General features: G+C 36.8%; 17 protein-coding genes. All 17 read right to left on the reverse strand.

The genetic code is table 11. The annotated features are described in order from the left end of the window. Nucleotides 1–11 precede the first annotated feature (11 nt). Nucleotides 12–2,123 carry a polyribonucleotide nucleotidyltransferase gene (locus ACY9Z2_RS05300; protein WP_463608574.1) on the reverse strand — a complete coding sequence of 704 codons (2,112 nt, stop codon included), beginning with the start codon at nt 2,121–2,123 and terminating at the stop codon, nt 12–14. 395 nt (nt 2,124–2,518) lie between these two features. Then, nucleotides 2,519–2,788, reverse strand: a complete 270-nt coding sequence (gene rpsO, locus ACY9Z2_RS05305; protein ID WP_463608575.1) for a 30S ribosomal protein S15 — start codon at nt 2,786–2,788, stop codon at nt 2,519–2,521. Between the two features lie 133 nt (nt 2,789–2,921). Then, nucleotides 2,922–3,863 carry a bifunctional riboflavin kinase/FAD synthetase gene (locus ACY9Z2_RS05310; RefSeq protein WP_463608576.1) on the reverse strand — a complete coding sequence of 314 codons (942 nt, stop codon included), beginning with the start codon at nt 3,861–3,863 and terminating at the stop codon, nt 2,922–2,924. A gap of 4 nt (nt 3,864–3,867) precedes the next feature. After that, nucleotides 3,868–4,773 carry a tRNA pseudouridine(55) synthase TruB gene (truB, locus tag ACY9Z2_RS05315; protein WP_463608577.1) on the reverse strand — a complete coding sequence of 302 codons (906 nt, stop codon included), beginning with the start codon at nt 4,771–4,773 and terminating at the stop codon, nt 3,868–3,870. Nucleotides 4,774–4,850: 77 nt separating this feature from the next. After that, nucleotides 4,851–5,195: a 30S ribosome-binding factor RbfA gene (rbfA, locus tag ACY9Z2_RS05320; protein ID WP_463608578.1), complete on the reverse strand. Its 345-nt coding sequence runs from the start codon at nt 5,193–5,195 to the stop codon at nt 4,851–4,853. Nucleotides 5,196–5,256: 61 nt separating this feature from the next. Then, complete coding sequence (locus ACY9Z2_RS05325; protein ID WP_463608579.1) at nt 5,257–5,535, reverse strand: DUF503 domain-containing protein; 279 nt, start codon at nt 5,533–5,535, stop codon at nt 5,257–5,259. Then, the gene (gene infB / locus ACY9Z2_RS05330; RefSeq protein ID WP_463608580.1) at nt 5,532–7,634 is read right to left on the reverse strand and encodes a translation initiation factor IF-2; all 2,103 of its coding nucleotides are present in this window, start codon (nt 7,632–7,634) and stop codon (nt 5,532–5,534) included. Before infB ends, ACY9Z2_RS05325 begins: the two co-directional genes overlap by 4 nt. 16 nt (nt 7,635–7,650) lie before the next feature. Further along, nucleotides 7,651–7,950, reverse strand: a complete 300-nt coding sequence (locus tag ACY9Z2_RS05335) for a YlxQ family RNA-binding protein (protein WP_463608581.1) — start codon at nt 7,948–7,950, stop codon at nt 7,651–7,653. Then, the gene (gene rnpM / locus ACY9Z2_RS05340) at nt 7,940–8,221 is read right to left on the reverse strand and encodes an RNase P modulator RnpM (protein WP_463608582.1); all 282 of its coding nucleotides are present in this window, start codon (nt 8,219–8,221) and stop codon (nt 7,940–7,942) included. Before rnpM ends, ACY9Z2_RS05335 begins: the two co-directional genes overlap by 11 nt. A gap of 12 nt (nt 8,222–8,233) precedes the next feature. Then, nucleotides 8,234–9,340: a transcription termination factor NusA gene (gene nusA / locus ACY9Z2_RS05345; RefSeq protein ID WP_463608583.1), complete on the reverse strand. Its 1,107-nt coding sequence runs from the start codon at nt 9,338–9,340 to the stop codon at nt 8,234–8,236. A gap of 15 nt (nt 9,341–9,355) precedes the next feature. Then, entirely contained in the window at nt 9,356–9,826 is a 471-nt protein-coding gene (gene rimP / locus ACY9Z2_RS05350) for a ribosome maturation factor RimP (protein ID WP_463608584.1), read from the reverse strand. A gap of 780 nt (nt 9,827–10,606) precedes the next feature. Continuing rightward, nucleotides 10,607–14,899, reverse strand: coding sequence for a PolC-type DNA polymerase III (locus tag ACY9Z2_RS05355; RefSeq protein ID WP_463608585.1), 4,293 nt, complete (start codon nt 14,897–14,899; stop codon nt 10,607–10,609). A 191-nt stretch (nt 14,900–15,090) separates the two neighbouring features. Next, nucleotides 15,091–16,347 (reverse strand): RIP metalloprotease RseP, encoded by a 1,257-nt coding sequence (gene rseP, locus ACY9Z2_RS05360; RefSeq protein ID WP_463608586.1) that lies wholly within the window; start codon nt 16,345–16,347, stop codon nt 15,091–15,093. 111 nt (nt 16,348–16,458) lie between these two features. Next, nucleotides 16,459–17,259 carry a phosphatidate cytidylyltransferase gene (locus tag ACY9Z2_RS05365; protein WP_463608587.1) on the reverse strand — a complete coding sequence of 267 codons (801 nt, stop codon included), beginning with the start codon at nt 17,257–17,259 and terminating at the stop codon, nt 16,459–16,461. Between the two features lie 15 nt (nt 17,260–17,274). Further along, nucleotides 17,275–18,042: an undecaprenyl pyrophosphate synthase gene (uppS, locus tag ACY9Z2_RS05370; RefSeq protein ID WP_463608588.1), complete on the reverse strand. Its 768-nt coding sequence runs from the start codon at nt 18,040–18,042 to the stop codon at nt 17,275–17,277. Between the two features lie 327 nt (nt 18,043–18,369). Continuing rightward, nucleotides 18,370–18,927, reverse strand: coding sequence for a ribosome recycling factor (frr, locus tag ACY9Z2_RS05375; RefSeq protein WP_463608589.1), 558 nt, complete (start codon nt 18,925–18,927; stop codon nt 18,370–18,372). A 2-nt stretch (nt 18,928–18,929) separates the two neighbouring features. Then, the gene (pyrH, locus tag ACY9Z2_RS05380; protein WP_463608590.1) at nt 18,930–19,652 is read right to left on the reverse strand and encodes a UMP kinase; all 723 of its coding nucleotides are present in this window, start codon (nt 19,650–19,652) and stop codon (nt 18,930–18,932) included. Nucleotides 19,653–19,697: the final 45 nt, after the last annotated feature.

A 19,697-nucleotide genomic window follows, 5' to 3' on the forward strand; every position in this document is an offset into this window, starting at 1 on the left:
TTATTAACTAACTATGATCGTGATTTTTCGCTTTTTTCTTTTTGTTCCACTAAAACAGCTTTACGTGAAAGGTTAACTCTACCTTGTTGATCAACCTCTTTAACTTTCACCATAATTTCATCACCAATGGACACTACATCTTCAACTTTATTTGTACGTTCCTCAGCTAATTCTGAAATATGAACAAGTCCATCTTTACCTTTAAAGATTTCTACAAAAGCACCGAACTTTTCAATGCGTTTTACTTTACCCAGGTAAACTTGTCCAACTTCAACTTCGCGTACTAAATCTTCAATAATTTTTTTCGCTTTATCATTCATTGAAGCGTCAGTAGAAGATATAAAGACACTTCCATCCTGTTCAATATCAATTTTTACGCCAGTCTCGTCAATGATCTTATTAATTTGTTTACCACTTGGTCCAATAACATCACGGATTTTATCTGGATTAATAGACATTGTTAGGATTTTAGGTGCGTATTCAGAAAGCTCTGTTTTAGGCTTATCGATTGTTTCTGTCATGTGACCTAAAATATGTTGTCTACCTTGTTTGGCTTGAGTAAGTGCTTCCTCTAAAATTTCCCTTGAAAGTCCATCGATTTTAATATCCATTTGTAGTGCAGTAACACCTTTACTAGTTCCTGCAACTTTAAAATCCATGTCTCCTAGCGCATCTTCCATACCTTGTATATCCGTTAAGATTGTATAGTCATCACCTGATTTAACAAGACCCATTGCAATACCTGCGACTGGTGCTTTAATTGGAACACCTGCATGCATCATTGCTAAAGTACTAGCACAGATACTAGCCTGTGAAGTAGAGCCGTTCGATTCTAAAACCTCGGAAACAAGTCTTATTGTATAAGGGAATTCAGTTTCAGATGGAATTACCTTTTCAAGTGCGCGTTCACCTAAAGCCCCATGGCCAATTTCACGACGTCCTGGTCCACGAATTGGTCCAGTTTCTCCGACGCTATATTGAGGGAAATTATAGTGATGCATAAAACGTTTTGATTCTTCAAGATCCAATCCGTCTAATATCTGAACATCACCTAATGCTCCTAACGTACATACACTTAAAGCTTGTGTTTGTCCACGTGTAAATAGACCTGATCCATGTGTTCTTGGTAATACACCAATTCTTGATGAAAGCGGACGAATCTCATCTGGTTTTCGACCATCAGGACGAACTTTTTCTTTTGTAATTAAACGTCTTACCTCATCCTTAACCATTTTATCCAGAATAGATTTAACTTGTTTAATTACACTTTCTTCTTCCTCTTCATATGCCTCAACAACTGCAGCTTTAACTTCTTCAATAGCAGCTTCACGAGCATGCTTTTCATGTACTTGAATCGCTGCAACTAACTTGTCTTTCGATTCATCCTCTATCTTTTTCATTAATTCTTGGTCTAATTCAAAAAGTTTAACCTCTGATTTTTCCTTTGCTACAGCAGCTACTATTTCTTCCTGGAATGCAACGAGTCTTTTTATTTCCTCATGTCCAAACATGATTGCTTCAAGCATAACCTCTTCAGGTACCTCGTTTGCTCCTGCCTCTACCATGTTAATTGCCTCTTTTGTTCCAGCAACTGTAAGCTCAATATCACTTTTTGCTTGTTGTTCAATTGTTGGATTAATAACAAACTCGCCATCAACTTGTCCAACAATAACACCAGCAATTGGTCCACTGAAAGGGATGTCAGAAATGCTAAGTGCAATTGACGAACCTACCATAGCTGCCATTTCTGATGAACAGTCCTGATCAACACTCATTACTGTACTAATTACCTGCACTTCATTTCTGAATCCATCTGGAAATAATGGACGAATTGGACGATCGATTAAACGTGATGCTAGGATAGCCTTCTCACTTGGACGACCCTCGCGCTTAATAAAACCACCTGGAATTTTACCAACTGCATATAATCGTTCTTCATAATTTACCGTTAATGGAAAAAAGGGTAGATCTTTTGGCTGCTTTGATGCTGTCGCAGCAGATAATACGGACGTATCACCATATTGAATCATACAAGCTCCATTTGCTTGTTTTGCGAGTTCTCCAATTTCAACTGAAAAAGTTTTACCAGCAATTTCAGTGGAGAATAATTTTTTTTCTGCCATTTAATTGTATACTCCTTTCAAAAGCTCTTAAAGTTCATTTTAGCGATAAACCGTTCGTATGTAAACAAGAAAAGCATAGGCGACTGTTTAGTGGTGTACAAATAGATGGGAATGTGAATAGTACGGTGGTCTATCCGTACTTTCATCATAACCATCTATTTGCTAGCCACTAGGAGCCGAAGCTAGACAAAGAAAAGCGTAGGCGACTGTTTAGAAGCGGACGCATAAGCAAGGAATCGTAGAGCACAAGGGTTTCGTGCTCGACGTGTTCATTGCTTATGACGGCAGCTTCTAGGAGCCGTTGCTAGACAAAGAAAAGCATAGGCGGCTGTTTACAAGCATGCCACAAACAAAAGAATATAAAAAAAGCGGGATTTCTCCCGCTTTTTGAATAACTATCGACGTAAACCAAGTCTTTTAATAAGTTCACGGTAACGTGTAACATCTTTGTTACGTAGGTAGTTAAGTAAGTTACGACGCTTACCAACCATTTTAAGTAGACCACGACGTGAATGGTGATCTTTTTTGTGCGTACGTAAATGTTCATTTAACGTAGTGATTTCTGCAGTAAGTACAGCGATTTGTACTTCTGGAGATCCAGTATCATTTTCATGAACCTTATACTCATTAATGATTTCATTCTTACGCTCTTTAGTGATAGCCATTTAGGTTCACCTCCTATTATTCTTCATAGCCCCAATTCCCTAGCAATCGTCGGAGTGTCGAATTGCCAAGCAATGGTTTTACGTTCTTAAGCGTACATCTAATTGAGTTAAATTGCAAGTGATATTATAAATTTCATTGATTGGAAAAATACTTGCGACATTTTACCTCATCATCTTTTATTTTTTCAATTAATTCGGTAACATTGTCAAATTTCTCTTCGTCACGTATATACTTCCACCATTCCAATTGTAGTTCTTCTCCATAAAGATCGTTGGAATAGTCAAAGATATTTACCTCAAGTGTTGGTTTCGATTCGTTTGCGTGAAACGTAGGTTTATAGCCTAAGCTTGCCATTCCTTCGTACACCTCACCTTTATACAACACCTTTACTGCGTACACGCCAATTTTTGGTAACAATGCATCTTCATTTACCTTTAAATTTGCGGTAGGAAATCCAATTGTTCTACCTCGTTTCTCCCCGTCGATAACTGTTCCATAGACCGCTAGCTTTCTACCTAAAAGTTCGGAAACTTTTTCAACATTACCACTCGATAGAAGAGAGCGAATTTTTGTTGAGCTCACTTTTTCATCTTCAAGTTCCACTTTATCAATTGTTGTATAAGTGAATTTTTCTCTTGTATGCGAACCAATGATACGCATATTTCCTTCACCTTTGTGGCCGTATGAAAAATCGAATCCAGCTACAACATGTTTAATATTTAGGCCGATAATAAAATGATCAATGAATTCTTGTGGGCTAAGTGACGCCAATTCTTTTGAAAACGTAATAATATATAATCGATCTACATTCATTTTTTGCAGTATTTCTTGTTTATCACGAATTGGTGTAATGTACTGAACATGAACTTTTTCTTTTTTTAATACAACCGATGGATGCGGGTGGAATGTAATGACTGCACTTTCCATATCAGATTCTTTAGCTTTTTTGACTGCTGTTTCTATTACCTTTTGATGTCCCTTATGAATACCGTCAAAGAAACCAATTGCTGCGACTGTTTCTTGAAGCTCCTTTATACCTAATGAATGTGGATATGTTAATTCAATCGTTCTCATGTTTTCACCTACACTTCTCTATATCTAAAGGAAAAACGCGGACAGGTTTTATTTGGTCTGGTTTATCTGGGTGAATTTGATAGATCGCTAGTATTTCCTTCTTATATAAAATAATAAATGGATTCGTTTTTAATTCTACCATAGGTTTCGGTAATTTTTGACCATAAAGAACCTTTTTACATGTATCGTTATCAACAGAAATTGAATCCAAATGATTTAACCCTTTAATCATTGGAAGTAATAATTGGTAATGCTTGTTCTGTTGAACATTTTCTTCAATTTGTTCAAATGTAAATGTATCTTCTTTTGATAATGAACCAGTTTCTATTCTTTCTAATGCCGACATATGTGCTGGATAACCTAATGCTTGTCCAATATCTACACATAGTGTTCGAATATAAGTTCCTTTTGAGCAAACAACTTTTAACTGGATTCGATTACCATCCACCGATTGCAATTCGATATCATGTATTGTAACATTACGTGTCGGTCGGACTACTTCTTGATTTGCACGGGCATATTCATACAATTTTTTACCGTTTACTTTGACTGCTGAATACATTGGTGGAATTTGAACGATATTGCCTTTAAAACTCTTTAACATCTCTTCAATTTCATCAATAGAAGGAGTATTGGTAAATTCCTTCGTCTCTACAATATTTCCATGAGCATCTTCCGTTTCGGTGGAAGTACCTAGGAATAGTTCAGCTATGTAAACTTTTTTCGTATCAGTTAAATATGGAACAATCTTAGTAGCTTGTCCAATACAAATTGGAAGAACACCTTCAACTTCTGGGTCTAGTGTCCCTGTATGACCTACTTTTTTAGTCTTATATAACCGCCGAATTTTACTTACACAATCATGTGATGTCAATCCTTTTGGCTTCCATAAAGGTAAAATACCATTCATAAAAAAATGCCCCCATTTTTACATGGGAAAATCTGACCCTGCAACAAACAGGTGCCAGATTTCCATTATATTTCTGCTTATTTTTTATTTAGATCACGTAAAATGCCTTCAATTCGATTACCGTATTCTAACGCTTCATCAAATTCAAAAACAAGCTCCGGGGTCTTACGTAGCCGAATTCGTTGACCAATTTCTGACCGGATGAACCCTTTAGCTTTTGCTAGACCAACTAATGTGTCGTGTTTTTGTTTTTCATCTCCAAGAACAGAAATAAAAACCTTAGCTTGTTGCAAGTCACCAGATACTTCAACATCTGTTACAGTAACAAAACCAACGCGTGGATCTTTTAATTTCTTACTTATGATTTCTCCAAGCTCTTTTTTCATTTGTTCTGCAACACGATTTGCGCGAACTTCACTCATTAAAGTCACCTCTTAATTATGAAACGAACTATTACTTGCCGTTTCATTGTTTGCTAGGAAATTATAATCGTTCTACATCGGTAATAGTCCGTTCTAATTCACCATACTCATCCATAACACGCAGCACTTCTTGGATCACTTGTTCAGCATGCGTATAGCTTGTAGAAATCGTTACAATTCCAAATTTTGTTCGTTGCCATAAATCATGGTATTCCAATTCCGTAATTGCGATATTAAAATCAGTTCTCAACCGATTCATCAATTTTTTTAGTACAGAACGTTTATCTTTCAATGAATGTGTGTTGTACAACATACATTCTATTTCAGCAACGACAATCATTTACGTTCGATTTCTTGCATGACGTAAGCTTCGATTACGTCACCTTCTTTAATATCGTTAAAGTTCTTAACTGTAATACCACATTCGTAACCTTGTGCAACTTCTTTTGCATCATCTTTGTAACGCTTAAGTGTATCCAACTCACCTTCGAATTGTACAACACCATCACGAATCACACGTACGCCTGAATCGCGTGTAATTTTACCATCAGTCACATAGCTACCAGCAATAGTTCCTATTTTTGACACTTTAAAGATCTCGCGTACTTCGGCTTGACCAATTACTTTTTCCTCGAATTCTGGATCAAGCATACCTTTCATTGCAGCTTCTACTTCCTCAATTGCTTTATAAATGACACGGTGTAAGCGAACATCCACTTTCTCAGATTCTGCTGTCTTTTTGGCGTTAGCATCAGGACGAACGTTAAACCCAATCACAATTGCGTTAGATGCGGACGCAAGAATAATATCTGATTCTGTAATCGCACCTACACCTGTATGGATAATCTTGATCTTTACACCTTCAACTTCAATTTTTCGTAGTGATCCTGCCAATGCTTCAACAGATCCTTGAACATCTGCCTTGAGAATGACATTAATTTCTTTCATTTCGCCTTGTTTGATTTGCTCGAACAGATCATCTAAGCTAACTTTCGTTTGCTCACCACGATTTTCTTGTATTTGCTTTTGCTGACGTGCTTCTCCAATTTGACGTGATTTTTTCTCATCGTCAAACACAAGAAATTGATCACCAGCTTGAGGAACATCATTTAATCCGGTAACTTCTACAGGAGTTGAAGGACCAGCTTCTTTAACACGTTTTCCTAGATCATTTACCATTGCACGAATACGACCAAAGGTATTTCCGACAACGATAGAATCCCCAACACGTAAAGTACCGTTTTGTACTAATAAAGTGGCAACTGAGCCGCGCCCTTTATCCAATTGTGCTTCGATAACTGTACCAAATGCATTTCTTTTTGGATTTGCTTTCAATTCCTCTACTTCTGATACAAGTAAGATCATTTCCAATAAATCATCGATACCCTCACGTTTTACAGCAGAGAGTTGAACAAAAATCGTGTCTCCTCCCCAATCCTCAGGAACAAGTTGATATTCCGTTAACTCTTGCATAACACGATCAGGATTTGCACCTTCTTTATCCATCTTATTTACCGCAATAATAATTGGTACTTCCGCTGCCTTTGCATGATTAATTGCTTCTACAGTTTGAGGCATTACCCCATCGTCGGCTGCAACCACTAAGACAGCTATATCGGTAACCTGTGCTCCTCTTGATCGCATACTAGTGAAAGCAGCGTGACCAGGAGTGTCAAGGAATGTTACTCTTTTTCCTTCGTTTTCTACTTGGTATGCACCAATATGCTGTGTAATCCCACCAGCTTCGCCTTCTGTCACTTTTGTATGGCGAATGGAATCAAGTAGAGTAGTTTTACCGTGGTCAACGTGGCCCATGATGGTAACAACTGCCGGACGTTCCACTAATTCTGATTCATTATCTTCCTGAATATACTTATCAAAATCAGTATCCTCTAGGATGATTTCTTTTTCAACCGAAACTCCGAATTCTTCGCAAATCAACTCAACAGCATCATCGTCTAGATCTTGATTTTTTGTTGCCATAACCCCAAGACCCATTAATTTCTTAATAATCTCTGCAGCTTCCTTGTTCAGTTTCTCTGCAAGGTCATTAACTGTGAGTGTTTCACTGTATTTAATCTCTTTAGGAGTTTCTTTCGCAGCTACAGGCTGTTGTTTAGGAGCTGGTTTATTCGTGTTACCTTTTTTATTTCGCTGTTTATTTTGATTGTTTCGGTTATTCTTTTGATTTGATTGCTTGTTTGAAGGTTTTCCTTTATTCTCTTGCTTTTTATTATTTTTATTCTCAGTGTTGTTGTTTTTCACAGATGTAGATTCTTTTTTAGGATTAAACATTTCATCTAACTTTACTTTCACATCATCAGAAATTGTTGACATGTGATTAGATACTTCTACGTTTAATTCCTTTAATTTTTGAATGACTTCTTTGCTTGATGTATTTTTTTCTTTTGCATATTCATATACGCGCATTTTAGTCATACGTTCACCCCCGAATTTAATTATCGAGTAACGACTTTATCTTAGCGGCAAAACCTGCATCTAAAATTGCAATAGCTACTCTTTCTGATTTACCAATAGCATGTGATAACACTTCGCGATCATCTACTATTCGTAAAGGTACATTATAAGTGATACATTTGTCCGTAATTTTTTTTCGTGTTTGCGGTCCAGTATCATTTGCCATTAATACTAATTTTGCCCGCTTTTTTTTAATATCTTTAATTACTTCTTCACCAAGCGAGCATTTTCTAGCATTATAAGCTAGACCTATCATATTTAAATAATTATTTTTCATTTCTTTTTCCTGTTACAACATCCTTCAGTTGATCAAATACTGCTGTATCAACCTGGGTGTTAAGGTGACGGTTTAGCACATTATTTTTTTCTGCTTTCTCAATTACAGATAGATCTTTCGATAAATATGCCCCGCGACCATTTTTCTTTCCAGTTTCGTCAACAAAAACTTCCCCGTCTTTGTTTCGAACGACACGAATTAATTCTTTTTTAGGTTTCATTTCATTTGTTACGACACATTTACGTAAAGGAATTTTTCTAGTTTGAGCCATTGGATATCCTCCTTATTCAAACAAGTCTTCATCTTCGTCAGAATAAGTACTGCTCGTTTCTGTTTCGTTATTCAGCAAGCCTTCTTCAATTGCTTCAGACTCACTTTTTATATCAATTTTCCATCCAGTAAGTTTTGCAGCTAACCGGGCATTTTGTCCACGTTTACCGATCGCAAGTGACAATTGATAATCAGGAACAATTACAGTTGTAGCTTTCGCCTCTTCGTCAACGAGAACTTTTACAACCTTAGAAGGACTTAGTGCATTTGAAACGTAAACCACTGGGTCCTCTGACCATTCCACAACATCAATTTTTTCACCTTTTAATTCATTTACAATTGCTTGAACACGTTGCCCTCGCTGACCAACACAAGAACCAACTGGATCTATTTCGGGATCACTTGCAAATACAGAAATCTTTGAGCGATCACCAGCTTCACGAGCAACAGATTTAATTTCAACCGTTCCATCATAAATTTCAGGTACTTCCATTTCAAACAAACGCTTTAAGAGACCTGGATGCGATCTAGAAATATAGATTTGTGGTCCTTTACTTGTATTCTCAACCTTTGTAACAAAAACTTTTAGGCGATCATGAACATAGTATTCTTCTACAGACATTTGTTCTGATTCAGGCAATTTTGCTTCAATTTTTCCAAGGTTGACATAGACGAACCGTGGATCAATACGCTGAATAATACCAGTCATCACATCTTCTTCACGGTCAGCATATTCACTAAAAATAACGCCTCGTTCTGCTTCACGCACGCGTTGTGTTACTACTTGCTTAGCAGCTTGGGCAGCAATTCTCCCAAAATCTTTTGGCGTGACTTCTAATTCTATTACATCTTCTATTTCGTAATTAGGGTCAATTTCTTTTGCCTCATCGATTGAAATTTCTTCTTGAATATCTTCAACTTCTTCTACAACGGTTTTTCGTGAAAATACCCGCATTGTTCCTGCTTTCTCATCTAAATCAACTCTTACGTTTGATGCAGACTTAAAATTTTTCTTATATGCTGAAATCAACGCTGCTTCTAACGCCTCTAATAGTACTTCTTTATTGATACCTTTTTCCTTCTCTAAGTAATCAATCGCGTCAAACAACTGACTGTTCACTATTCTTTTCCCCCTTTATAACGTAACAGCAATTCTTGCTTTTGCTATTTTACTGAACGGTATTTCAACAATTTTCTTTCGAGTTTTTATCTTGTACTCGATATGGGCTACATGATCTACGAAGTTTGTTAAGGTACCTTCATATTCCTTCTCGCCATCTATAGGTTCATATAGCTTAACATACACATTTTTTTGTACATTTTTTTCAAAATCTGCTTCTGTTTTTAGTGGTCGTTCTACTCCTGGTGAGGAAACCTCAAGGAAATAAGCGTCCTTAATGGGATCTGCTTCGTCCAACTTTTCACTCAGACGTTCCGAAACTTCTCCACACTCAGCAATATCAATGCCACCCTCTTTATCAATGTAGACTCGTAGGAACCAATTCTTACCTTCCTTTACATATTCTACATCAACTAATTCTAGGTTTTTCTCTTCAAGTATTGGTTGTAATAATTCTTCTGTATTTTTAATAACTTGGGAACTCAAAACAATCCTCCTCTATTCAGTTGTAGTAGTACTTATTATGAACCATTCTACCAATTTTCATTTTAACTAGTTCAAAACAAACCCCTTGCCATTAAACAAGGCAAGGGGATTTCTAAAAGCGGGTTGGTAGTATGAAGAAAGAGTGGGAATCTCCCACTCTTTTCACCGTTCGTATTTCTTACCAATTAAAACTATACCACATCTTATTACATTACGCAAGAATCGTACGTTTCATTTATTGAGCTTAGGTTGTTCTTCCCATATGACAAAAATGATGCGAAAGCAATATTGTTTTTGACACAATGTAAGTATACTGCGAACTAAGTTAGTGCTATATTGATTTCCGCTCCGGACAGTCGCGCACCTTAGGGCACGGCTTCAGTCTCCTCGAGAAAACCACTCTGCGGGGCCTTCAGACTCGTGCTTTTCCCGCAGGAGTCGACTGTCCTACGCTCCAATCAAAAATCCAATTAGTAAGTGTATTGTATTTAATCAAATAGTACGTAAAACTAAGGGGAATTTACAGCACTACATTAGCGGAGGAAAAACACGGAGACTCCTCGAAAAAGAAAAGCGCTTTTTCTTCGTGCGATGCCTATTCGGGGCAGCTTTCCTTGTCCTGTGGGAGCAGAAGCCTAGATGAGACCCCGCAGAGCGTAAGCTCGAGGAGGCTCATCAGCTGCCCACGGAAAGCGCAGTGTTTTTCCGTAGCGGTCGGCGCTAATCTTAAATTTTCACTAGTTCGCAGTTTACTTCAATTACGAGATTAACAAGCAAAACCTAAAATAATGATAACTGATTTTTTTCGGCCATGCCTTCTAAGCAGCCGTGATTATCAAGGTATTCTAGTACTGTCTTTGAAATTTTGCTTCGTTCTCTTAGATCTTCTTTTGACAAAAACTCTCCTTGTTCTCGAGCCTTCACAATATTTATCGCTGCGTTCGTACCTAAGCCATCCACAGCGTTAAATGGCGGAATGAGGGTATCACCATCAACAATAAATTCAGTTGCGCTAGATTTATATAAATCAACCCGTTGAAATTTCAGTCCACGTTCATTCATTTCTAAAGCAATTTCAAGTACGGTCATTAACCCTTTTTCTTTTGGACTTGCATCGTTGCCTTTTACGGCAATTCCCTCAACTCGTTTACGAATTGCTTCAGATCCTTTTACCATCGTATCTAGGTCAAAGTCGCCAGCACGTACAGTAAAGTAAGCTGCGTAGAAAAATATTGGATAATGAACTTTAAAATATGCGATTCTAACTGCCATCAGCACGTAAGCAGCAGCATGTGCTTTAGGGAACATATACTTAATTTTTTTACATGACTCGATATACCAATCAGGCACACCATGTTTTTTCATTTCAGAAATCCATTCATCTTGCAAACCTTTACCTTTACGAACGAACTCCATAATTTTAAATGCTAATGACGCGTCTAAACCTTTATGCATCAAGTAAACCATAATATCATCTCGACAGCCAATAACATCCGGAAGCGTACAGATACCATCATTAATGAGCTCTTGTGCATTGCCTAGCCATACATCTGTTCCGTGAGATAATCCAGAAATAATTACGAGCTCAGCGAATGTCTTTGGTTTTGTATCTTCAAGCATTTGTCTAACAAACTTGGTACCAAACTCCGGAACTCCGAGTGTACCGGTTTTACAGTTAATTTGTTCTTCGCTAACACCAATAGATTCAGTACCAGAAAATAATTTCATAACACCTTCATCATCGGTTGGTATTGTTTTTGGATCAATGCCACTCAAATCCTGCAACATGCGTATTACGGTTGGATCATCGTGTCCTAGTATATCAAGCTTCAATAAATTATCGTGAATGGAATGGAAATCAAAGTGTGTTGTTCGCCATTCGCTATTACGATCATCTGCAGGGAATTGAATTGGTGTAAAATCAAATATTTCTTTGTCATCAGGAACTACGATAATTCCACCAGGATGCTGACCCGTTGTCCGCTTGACACCAGTACAACCTTGCACCAATCGATCAACTTCGGCGTTTTTATAAACTAGTTGTTTATCTGAAGCATATCCTTTTACATAGCCATATGCTGTTTTTTCCGCAATCGTTCCAATTGTTCCTGCACGATATACATTATCTTCTCCAAACAATTCCTTCGTATAATTATGTGCCTTTGGTTGGTATTCACCTGAGAAGTTCAAGTCAATATCAGGTACTTTATCTCCTTTGAAACCTAAAAATGTTTCAAACGGAATATCTTGACCATCTTTTGTCAACTCCGTTTGACAATGTGGACAAAATTTATCTGGTAAATCAAACCCACTACCCGCGGATCCATCGGTAATGAATTCATGATAATAACATTCTTTACAAACATAGTGTGGTGGTAAAGGATTCACCTCGGTAATTTCAGTCATCGTTGCTACAAAAGATGATCCAACTGAACCCCTTGAACCTACTAGGTATCCATCGTCTAATGATTTTTTTACTAGTTTGTGAGAAATGAGATAGATAACAGCGAAACCATGTCCAATAATACTGGTTAGCTCTTTTTCTAGCCTTTCCACTACAATTTCTGGTAAATCATCACCATAGATTGATTTTGCTCGATTGTAGCTTAGGTCTCTAATTTCTTGATCTGCACCCTCAATGGTTGGTGTGAACAAATCATCCTTTACTGGTGATAGTTCATCAATTGAATCGGCCAATTTATTTGTATTTTCAACAACAATAGCATGCTTTGTTTCATCATTTAAGAAATGAAAACAATCCATCATCTCGTTGGTCGTTCTAAATGGCGTATCTGGTAAAGTTTGTCTAGCTAATGGATTACCATTCTGTGAAGAAATAAGTATTTGTCGATACAACTTTTCGTGCTCATTTACGTAATGAACATTTCCGGTGGCAACGACTGGCTTACCCATTCGATTTCCCATTTCAACCAGATTTGAAATAATATCAAAAATTTGTGCTTCGTTTTGTACGAGCTCTTTTTCAATCAAATGATAATAATTAGAAGGTGGTTGAACCTCAATGTAATCATAGAATTCCGCAACTTTTTCCGCTTCTTCTTTTGACTTTTGCATCATTGTTTCAAATACTTCACCCTTATCACAGGCAGAACCAACCAATATTCCTTCTCGTAACTTTTGAAGCTTAGATCTAGGTATTCTCGGTACACGATAAAAATAATCTACGTGCGCATGTGATACTAATTTGTATATGTTTTTTAAGCCTTCCTGATTTTTCGCAAGTAAAATACAATGTTGTGGGCGAGAACGCTGATATGCATTACCTTCACCCATATGCTTATTTAAATGATTATGATTCGTAATGTCTTTTTTCAACAGTTCCTGAACCATTTTCCATAGTAAATAACTAGTTGCTTCCGCATCATAAATCGCACGGTGATGTTGTGTTAACTCAATATCGAGCTTTTTACAAAGTGTATTTAATCGATGATTCTTAAGTTCAGGAAACAAAAATCGCGCTAATTCAAGTGTATCAACAACTGGATTTGATGCCTTATCCATATTAATTTTTTTATAGCCTTCATTCAAAAATCCCATATCAAAGCTTGCATTATGGGCAACTAATATATCGTCTTTGGCCCATTCGCTGAAATCTTTTAATACATCATCAACTTCTGGAGCATTTCGAACCATATCATCGGTTATACCTGTAAGTTCAATGGTTGTTTCAGATAATGGATGATGTGGATTAGCAAACGATTCAAACCGATCGATGATTTCTCCATTTTTAATTTTCACACCAGCAAGTTCGATGATTGTATCATAAACGGCAGATAATCCAGTTGTCTCAACGTCAAATACGACATATGTTGCATCCTCTAATTCAAGATCGCGTTCATTGTATGCAATCGGTACACCATCATCTACTAAGTTTGCCTCAACACCATAAATTATTTTAATACCATTCTTTTTACCTGCAGCATGAGCATCAGGATAAGCTTGTACACCAGCATGATCAGTAATCGCAATAGCTTTATGTCCCCATTTAGCTGCTTGTTCAACCAATCTACTCGGAGAAACTACTGCATCCATTTGACTCATTGTTGTATGGGCATGCAATTCGACACGTTTTTCATCCGCAGGCGCTGTATCTACTTTAGTTTCAACCTTCACCTCTAAGATATCATTAGCCATCATTCCAAGCTCGTTCGTATACATATCCGTTTGAATACTTCCCCGTGCTTTCACCCACATACCCTTTTTCAATTGTTCAAACTTCTCAACATCTTCATCATTTTTAGAGAACATTTTGATTGATAAAGAGTCGGTATAATCTGTTGCTTTTGCGATCAATAAACTGCGTCCTGAACGCAACTTACGGATTTCGACAAAAAACACATAACCTTGTACAGTAACTCTTCTTTCCTCTTCTTGAATTAATTCCATTTCCATTGGTTCGTCCGGTATGTTGTAGCCGATTGCAAATGGTTTCGCTTGAGCACTCTCCAACTCTTTTTTCGCGCGTTTCTCTTTTTCCATTACCGTTTTCAGTATTAATTCCTGATCTTCTTTTGCTTTTTGATTACGAAATTCCTGCAAATCCTTATCTTCTGTTTTAACAATGATGTCTAACTGATATCCTCTACTACCAATTTTACTGCAATATGTCTGAAAGGCAGATTCTAATCGTTTCCGCAATGCAGCAGCCTCGGCTTCATTCCTAGCATTGATTACTAACTTATTGTTTTTTATAGTAGGCATTTGATTGTGAATAAGGTCTTTATAGGCAGGTGAAATATTAACTATCGAATGTAGAAAATCTTGCCAATAAGCACAAATATATGTATCTGTTGTTTCTTTATTATTGGTATAAATCGTCCAATCAACTTCAGCAATTTGACGGAAAGATTCCTTTAGTTTTGTAGTTAATACTTGATAAACTTCTACTGGTAGCATCTTTTCAAGTTGTATATGAAAATGCCATTTCTTTGTTTGTTTAAATACTTCAAGACGAAGCAACTGACTTTCCTTAAAATAATTAGTTATATCATCATCAGATATTTGTAGCTGTTTTAATAATACGCTCATCTTTTCTTTTTTTGAAATATCCATGTCGACTCCCCCTAGTACAGCATACAAATTTTTGTAACGGAAATCCCTTGCCTGATAACGACAAGGGATTTCGTTTTCCTATAGGCTTGCTTTCATTGAAATCTATTAGAAAACTTGGCTTATCGTCAAGTATTTATGGCGAAAGCCTTAGTTGCACTTATAAGGTCTACCATAATTTATACCTTCTGATGTTATAAAAATAAACGTTGAATATCGTTCCATGTTACGACAATCATTAATAACATTAGTAACGCGAAGCCAATAAAATGAACAATACCCTCTTTTTGTGGATCAATTGGTTTTCCACGAACTGCTTCAATTCCTACAAAAAGTAGGCGTCCACCATCTAAAGCAGGTAATGGAACTAAATTGACAATCCCAAGGTTAATACTTAGTATCGCTGTCCACATGAAGAAATTCATTATGCCTGTTTGGACAACCTGATCTGTTGCACTATATATACCGACTGGTCCAGACAATGCATCCATTGATAACTGACCAGTTACTAACATTCCTAAGTTCGTCAAGATGAGTTTGGTGAACTCATAGGTTTGTGTAAATCCATATTTAGCGATACTCATGAAGTTCTTCTCAAAAGCGTGACTTACACCAATTTGTCCTATTGTGCCTTGGCGCGTTTTTTGTTCAGCTGGAACAACCGTGATGTTTACAATCTCACCATTTCTTTCAACATTCATTGAGAGAGAATCTTCCGGATTTTTGCGGACAACCATTGTAAACTCTTCCCATGTACTTATAGAATTTCCTTCGATTTCAACTACTTCATCACCGTCTTGAAAACCGGCTTCTGCCGCAGGGCTATTCGGGACTACCTCGTCAATCAAAGCCTCTTTAACAGGGACACCTTGTATTAAGCCCAGTAGAAAAAAGATAACTATGGCTAAAGCGAAGTTCATCATTGGACCTGCAAATAGTTGCATTGCTCGCTTTCCAATACTTTTTGATGCAAACTGGCGGTCATATGGTGCTATCTGTGTTTCTTTTTCATCCATTACGAAAAATGCTTTTCTATCCACAGAAAACTGTAGACGTTCTTCTTCATCAATTTCATAACCTTCAATTATTAAATCGTGGTCTAAATCAGCACGTTCTACTTCAATTACACGTGCGTTAGGATGTTTTGACTTATTGTTAACAATAATTTTATTTACGTTTCCTTCATTGTTAAACTCAAGACCGATATGATGACCTGGTTTTAGTTCGACTATTTCAGGATCCTCACCAGCCACCCGAACATATCCACCGATTGGAAGTAATCGTATCGTATATACCGTTTCATTTTTTGTGAAAGCAAAAATCTTCGGTCCAAAACCAATTGCAAATTCACGTGCCAACATCCCCGCTCGTTTTGCAAATATTAAATGACCTAACTCGTGAATGAACACAAGTAATCCAAACATAAATATAAACGCTATAACCGTGGTCAAATAAAGCACCTTCCTTTAAGTAAATAGGTTGATTTATTTTCCAAATTTCCTACGTCAGTTAAAATTAACTTTTAATTAGTCTTTCATTCAGTAAAAGAGAATGTGTTACTGTTACTGATAAAATGTAATGAAGTGGAGTAATGGTAACACAAATATTAAACTATCTAACCTATCTAAAATTCCCCCGTGACCTGGAAGAATATCACCTGAATCCTTTACACCATAATGTCGTTTAAATGCTGATTCAACTAAGTCACCAATTTGACCAAAAATCGAAACGAGTACGGTTACTACGATTACGATTAGCGTTGAATCCCGAAAGTCAGTAACAAGTTGAAAAATTACACCTATTACAACTGAAAGTAATATTCCTCCAAGTGCTCCTTCAATTGTTTTATTAGGGCTAATCATTGGCCATAGTTTTCTTTTTCCAAATGCTCGTCCACAAAAGTAAGCGCCAGTATCAGTTGCCCAAATGATCAATAAGACATATAGAATGTTTATTAGTCCCGGTAAGTCACTTCCATCTCTTGTCTCAATTAAATAAAAGAAACCCATTGCGACAAATAATGTTGATAATAAGATAAACCCGGCATCTTCGAACGTGAACTTATTCTTAACTAGTACAGTATAAGATAATAAAACCATCACGAACATCATCACAATTTCGGATTTCGAAAACCAAACAATTGGTACAATATCAAAATCAAATGATGGTAGCAATAGCCATAATACACCAATTGCTAATACTGCCGGTATTGAATATTTTCCTACTTTTCTCATCCTAAGTAGTTCAATTAACGCTAAAGTAGCCATTATATAAACCAAAATAGAAAATGGTATACCACCAATATAAACTAATGGTACAAAAACAATTAATGCTAAAATTGCTGTTTGAATTCGTTGCTTCATCTATTGTTCAACACCTTAAATACCTCCGTAGCGTCTTTTTCGCTGTTGATAATCATGGAGGGCTCTCTTAAATATTTCTTCACTAAAATCTGGCCATAATACATCCGTAAACCAAAATTCCGCATAAGCCAATTGCCATAACAAAAAGTTGCTTAGTCGTTGCTCACCACTAGTACGAATTAACAAATCAGGATCTGATAAGCCATTCGTATATAAGTATTTTGAAAAGGCTTCTTCATCCAATTGATCAATCGATATCTCGTCGTTTTCCATATCTTGATACACTTGTTTCATTGCTCGCATAATTTCAAATCTACTACCATAGTTTAAAGCAAAGTTTAATAATAAGCCATCATTATCCTTTGTTTGTTCTTTGGCGTATTGGATGGCTTCTTTTGTATGAACTGGTAAGCCATTAAATTCTCCAATCGTTTCAATTCGAACATTTTTCTCAATGAGTTCTGGTAAAAAGGTATGTAAAAACTCCTTCGGCAATTTCATCAAAAATTCTACTTCGGATTTAGGTCGTTTCCAATTTTCGGTTGAGAAAGCGTAAAGTGTAAGGATTTCTACCTTAAAATTAGTAGCAGACCGCACTATTTCCTTAACAACATTCATGCCTTCCTTATGTCCGGCAATTCTTGGGAGGCCACGTTTCTTTGCCCATCGTCCATTACCATCCATTATGATTGCTACATGTTTTGGTACATTCGTTGTTTCAATTTCTATCGAATGATCTGTATCTTCTTGTTTATTTTTAAAAAAAGGAAGTTTCATTGACATAATTTGTCCTCCGAATACGATTGATTGTGTATATACAATCCTTTCCATTTTCATCAATATGTCGGATAAAAGAATTATATGATTGTCTCAAGTATATATATGCTAAGTTTCCATTATATCATGATTATCTATATAATATTATACCGATTTAGGGAAAAAACAAAAACCCCCTAAAATTTAGGGGGTGATACCCGAAGTTACGCCCGTTGCTGCAAACAGCATTTAGTGCAACTTCCCTGCCTTCGTAGATCAAGTTCAGGAAACCTGCATTACTAAATGATGACCGACTACAAACGGGCTTTTTCGTTAATCAATAACTCTCGGCTGTTACACTTCTAATATTTCTTTTTCTTTGTTTTTAGCTATTTGATCTACTTCGTTAATGCTTGAATCTGTTTCTTTTTGAACGCTATCTTGCGCATTTCGGAGTTCGTCTTCTGTTAATTCACCATTTTTTTCCGCTTTTTTTAATTGATCATTAGCATCACGGCGAATATTTCTAACTTGTACACGAGCTTCTTCCGCATATTTTCCTACAACCTTAACTAAATCCTTACGACGTTCTTCTGTAAGTGCAGGAATTGCAATACGAATAATATTACCATCGTTGGAAGGTGATACACCTAAGTCAGCCTTTTGGATTGCTTTTTCGATATCCCCTACTGAAGATTTATCAAATGGTGTAATTACTAACATTCTAGCTTCTGGTGCAGATACTGTTGCTAACTGATTCAATGGAGTAGAAGCACCATAGTATTCAACATAAACACTGTCAAGTAATGATGGATTTGCTCTTCCAGCTCTTACAGTAGCTAAATTTTTTGAAAATGCTTGTACAGCTTGTGTCATTTTTTCACGTGTTTGATTCATAATCGCATCTGACATGCTTATTTCCCCCTTATTGTAGTTCCAATTACTTCACCTTGAACAACTCGTTTAATATTACCCTCTTCTGTTATTGAGAATACCACAAGTGGTATATCGTTATCCATACAAAGCGAAGAAGCAGTAGAATCCATTACACCTAATCCTTCGTTTAACATATCTAAATAGGATAGGTTCTCATATTTAGTTGCAGCCTTATTTAGCTTAGGATCATCATTATATACGCCATCTACATTATTTTTTGCCATTAATATAACTTCAGCTTCAATCTCTGCTGCACGTAACGCTGCGGTAGTGTCAGTTGAAAAATACGGATTACCTGTACCCGCCGCAAAGATTACTACACGCTTTTTCTCTAAATGACGTATTGCCTTTCTGCGAATATAAGGCTCTGCTACCTGACGCATTTCAATTGAAGTTTGAACTCTCGTTTGAATTCCGATATTCTCTAAACTATCTTGAAGCGCCAATGAATTCATTACTGTTGCCAACATTCCCATGTAATCGGCATTAGCACGATCCATGCCCATTTCACTTCCGACCTTACCACGCCAGATGTTTCCGCCACCTACGACCACAGCAACTTCAACACCTAGATCAGCGACTTCTTTAATTTGTTCCGCTATGGATTGAACTACTTTCGGGTCCAGTCCATAACCTTGTTCACCACTTAAGGCTTCACCGCTTAATTTCAATACAATTCTACTGTAACGAGCTGCTGTCATAATAACCTCCATAGGAAATTAATTTTTTTAACCTTATCAAAATTC

It is taken from the genome of Virgibacillus sp. GM2-2, from assembly GCF_055329585.1.

What these genes read in the sequence shown, in the direction of transcription:
- rnpM (WP_463608582.1), bottom strand. Translation starts at nt 8,221, where the DNA reads ATGGCTCAAACTAGAAAAATTCCTTTACGTAAATGTGTCGTAACAAAT.
- ACY9Z2_RS05355 (WP_463608585.1), bottom strand. Translation starts at nt 14,899, where the DNA reads ATGGATATTTCAAAAAAAGAAAAGATGAGCGTATTATTAAAACAGCTA.
- uppS (WP_463608588.1), bottom strand. Translation starts at nt 18,042, where the DNA reads ATGTCAATGAAACTTCCTTTTTTTAAAAATAAACAAGAAGATACAGAT.
- truB (WP_463608577.1), bottom strand. Translation starts at nt 4,773, where the DNA reads ATGAATGGTATTTTACCTTTATGGAAGCCAAAAGGATTGACATCACAT.
- rbfA (WP_463608578.1), bottom strand. Translation starts at nt 5,195, where the DNA reads ATGAGTGAAGTTCGCGCAAATCGTGTTGCAGAACAAATGAAAAAAGAG.
- rpsO (WP_463608575.1), bottom strand. Translation starts at nt 2,788, where the DNA reads ATGGCTATCACTAAAGAGCGTAAGAATGAAATCATTAATGAGTATAAG.
- infB (WP_463608580.1), bottom strand. Translation starts at nt 7,634, where the DNA reads ATGACTAAAATGCGCGTATATGAATATGCAAAAGAAAAAAATACATCA.
- ACY9Z2_RS05335 (WP_463608581.1), bottom strand. Translation starts at nt 7,950, where the DNA reads ATGAAAAATAATTATTTAAATATGATAGGTCTAGCTTATAATGCTAGA.
- ACY9Z2_RS05325 (WP_463608579.1), bottom strand. Translation starts at nt 5,535, where the DNA reads ATGATTGTCGTTGCTGAAATAGAATGTATGTTGTACAACACACATTCA.
- ACY9Z2_RS05365 (WP_463608587.1), bottom strand. Translation starts at nt 17,259, where the DNA reads ATGAAGCAACGAATTCAAACAGCAATTTTAGCATTAATTGTTTTTGTA.
- ACY9Z2_RS05310 (WP_463608576.1), bottom strand. Translation starts at nt 3,863, where the DNA reads ATGAGAACGATTGAATTAACATATCCACATTCATTAGGTATAAAGGAG.
- ACY9Z2_RS05300 (WP_463608574.1), bottom strand. Translation starts at nt 2,123, where the DNA reads ATGGCAGAAAAAAAATTATTCTCCACTGAAATTGCTGGTAAAACTTTT.
- frr (WP_463608589.1), bottom strand. Translation starts at nt 18,927, where the DNA reads ATGTCAGATGCGATTATGAATCAAACACGTGAAAAAATGACACAAGCT.
- pyrH (WP_463608590.1), bottom strand. Translation starts at nt 19,652, where the DNA reads ATGACAGCAGCTCGTTACAGTAGAATTGTATTGAAATTAAGCGGTGAA.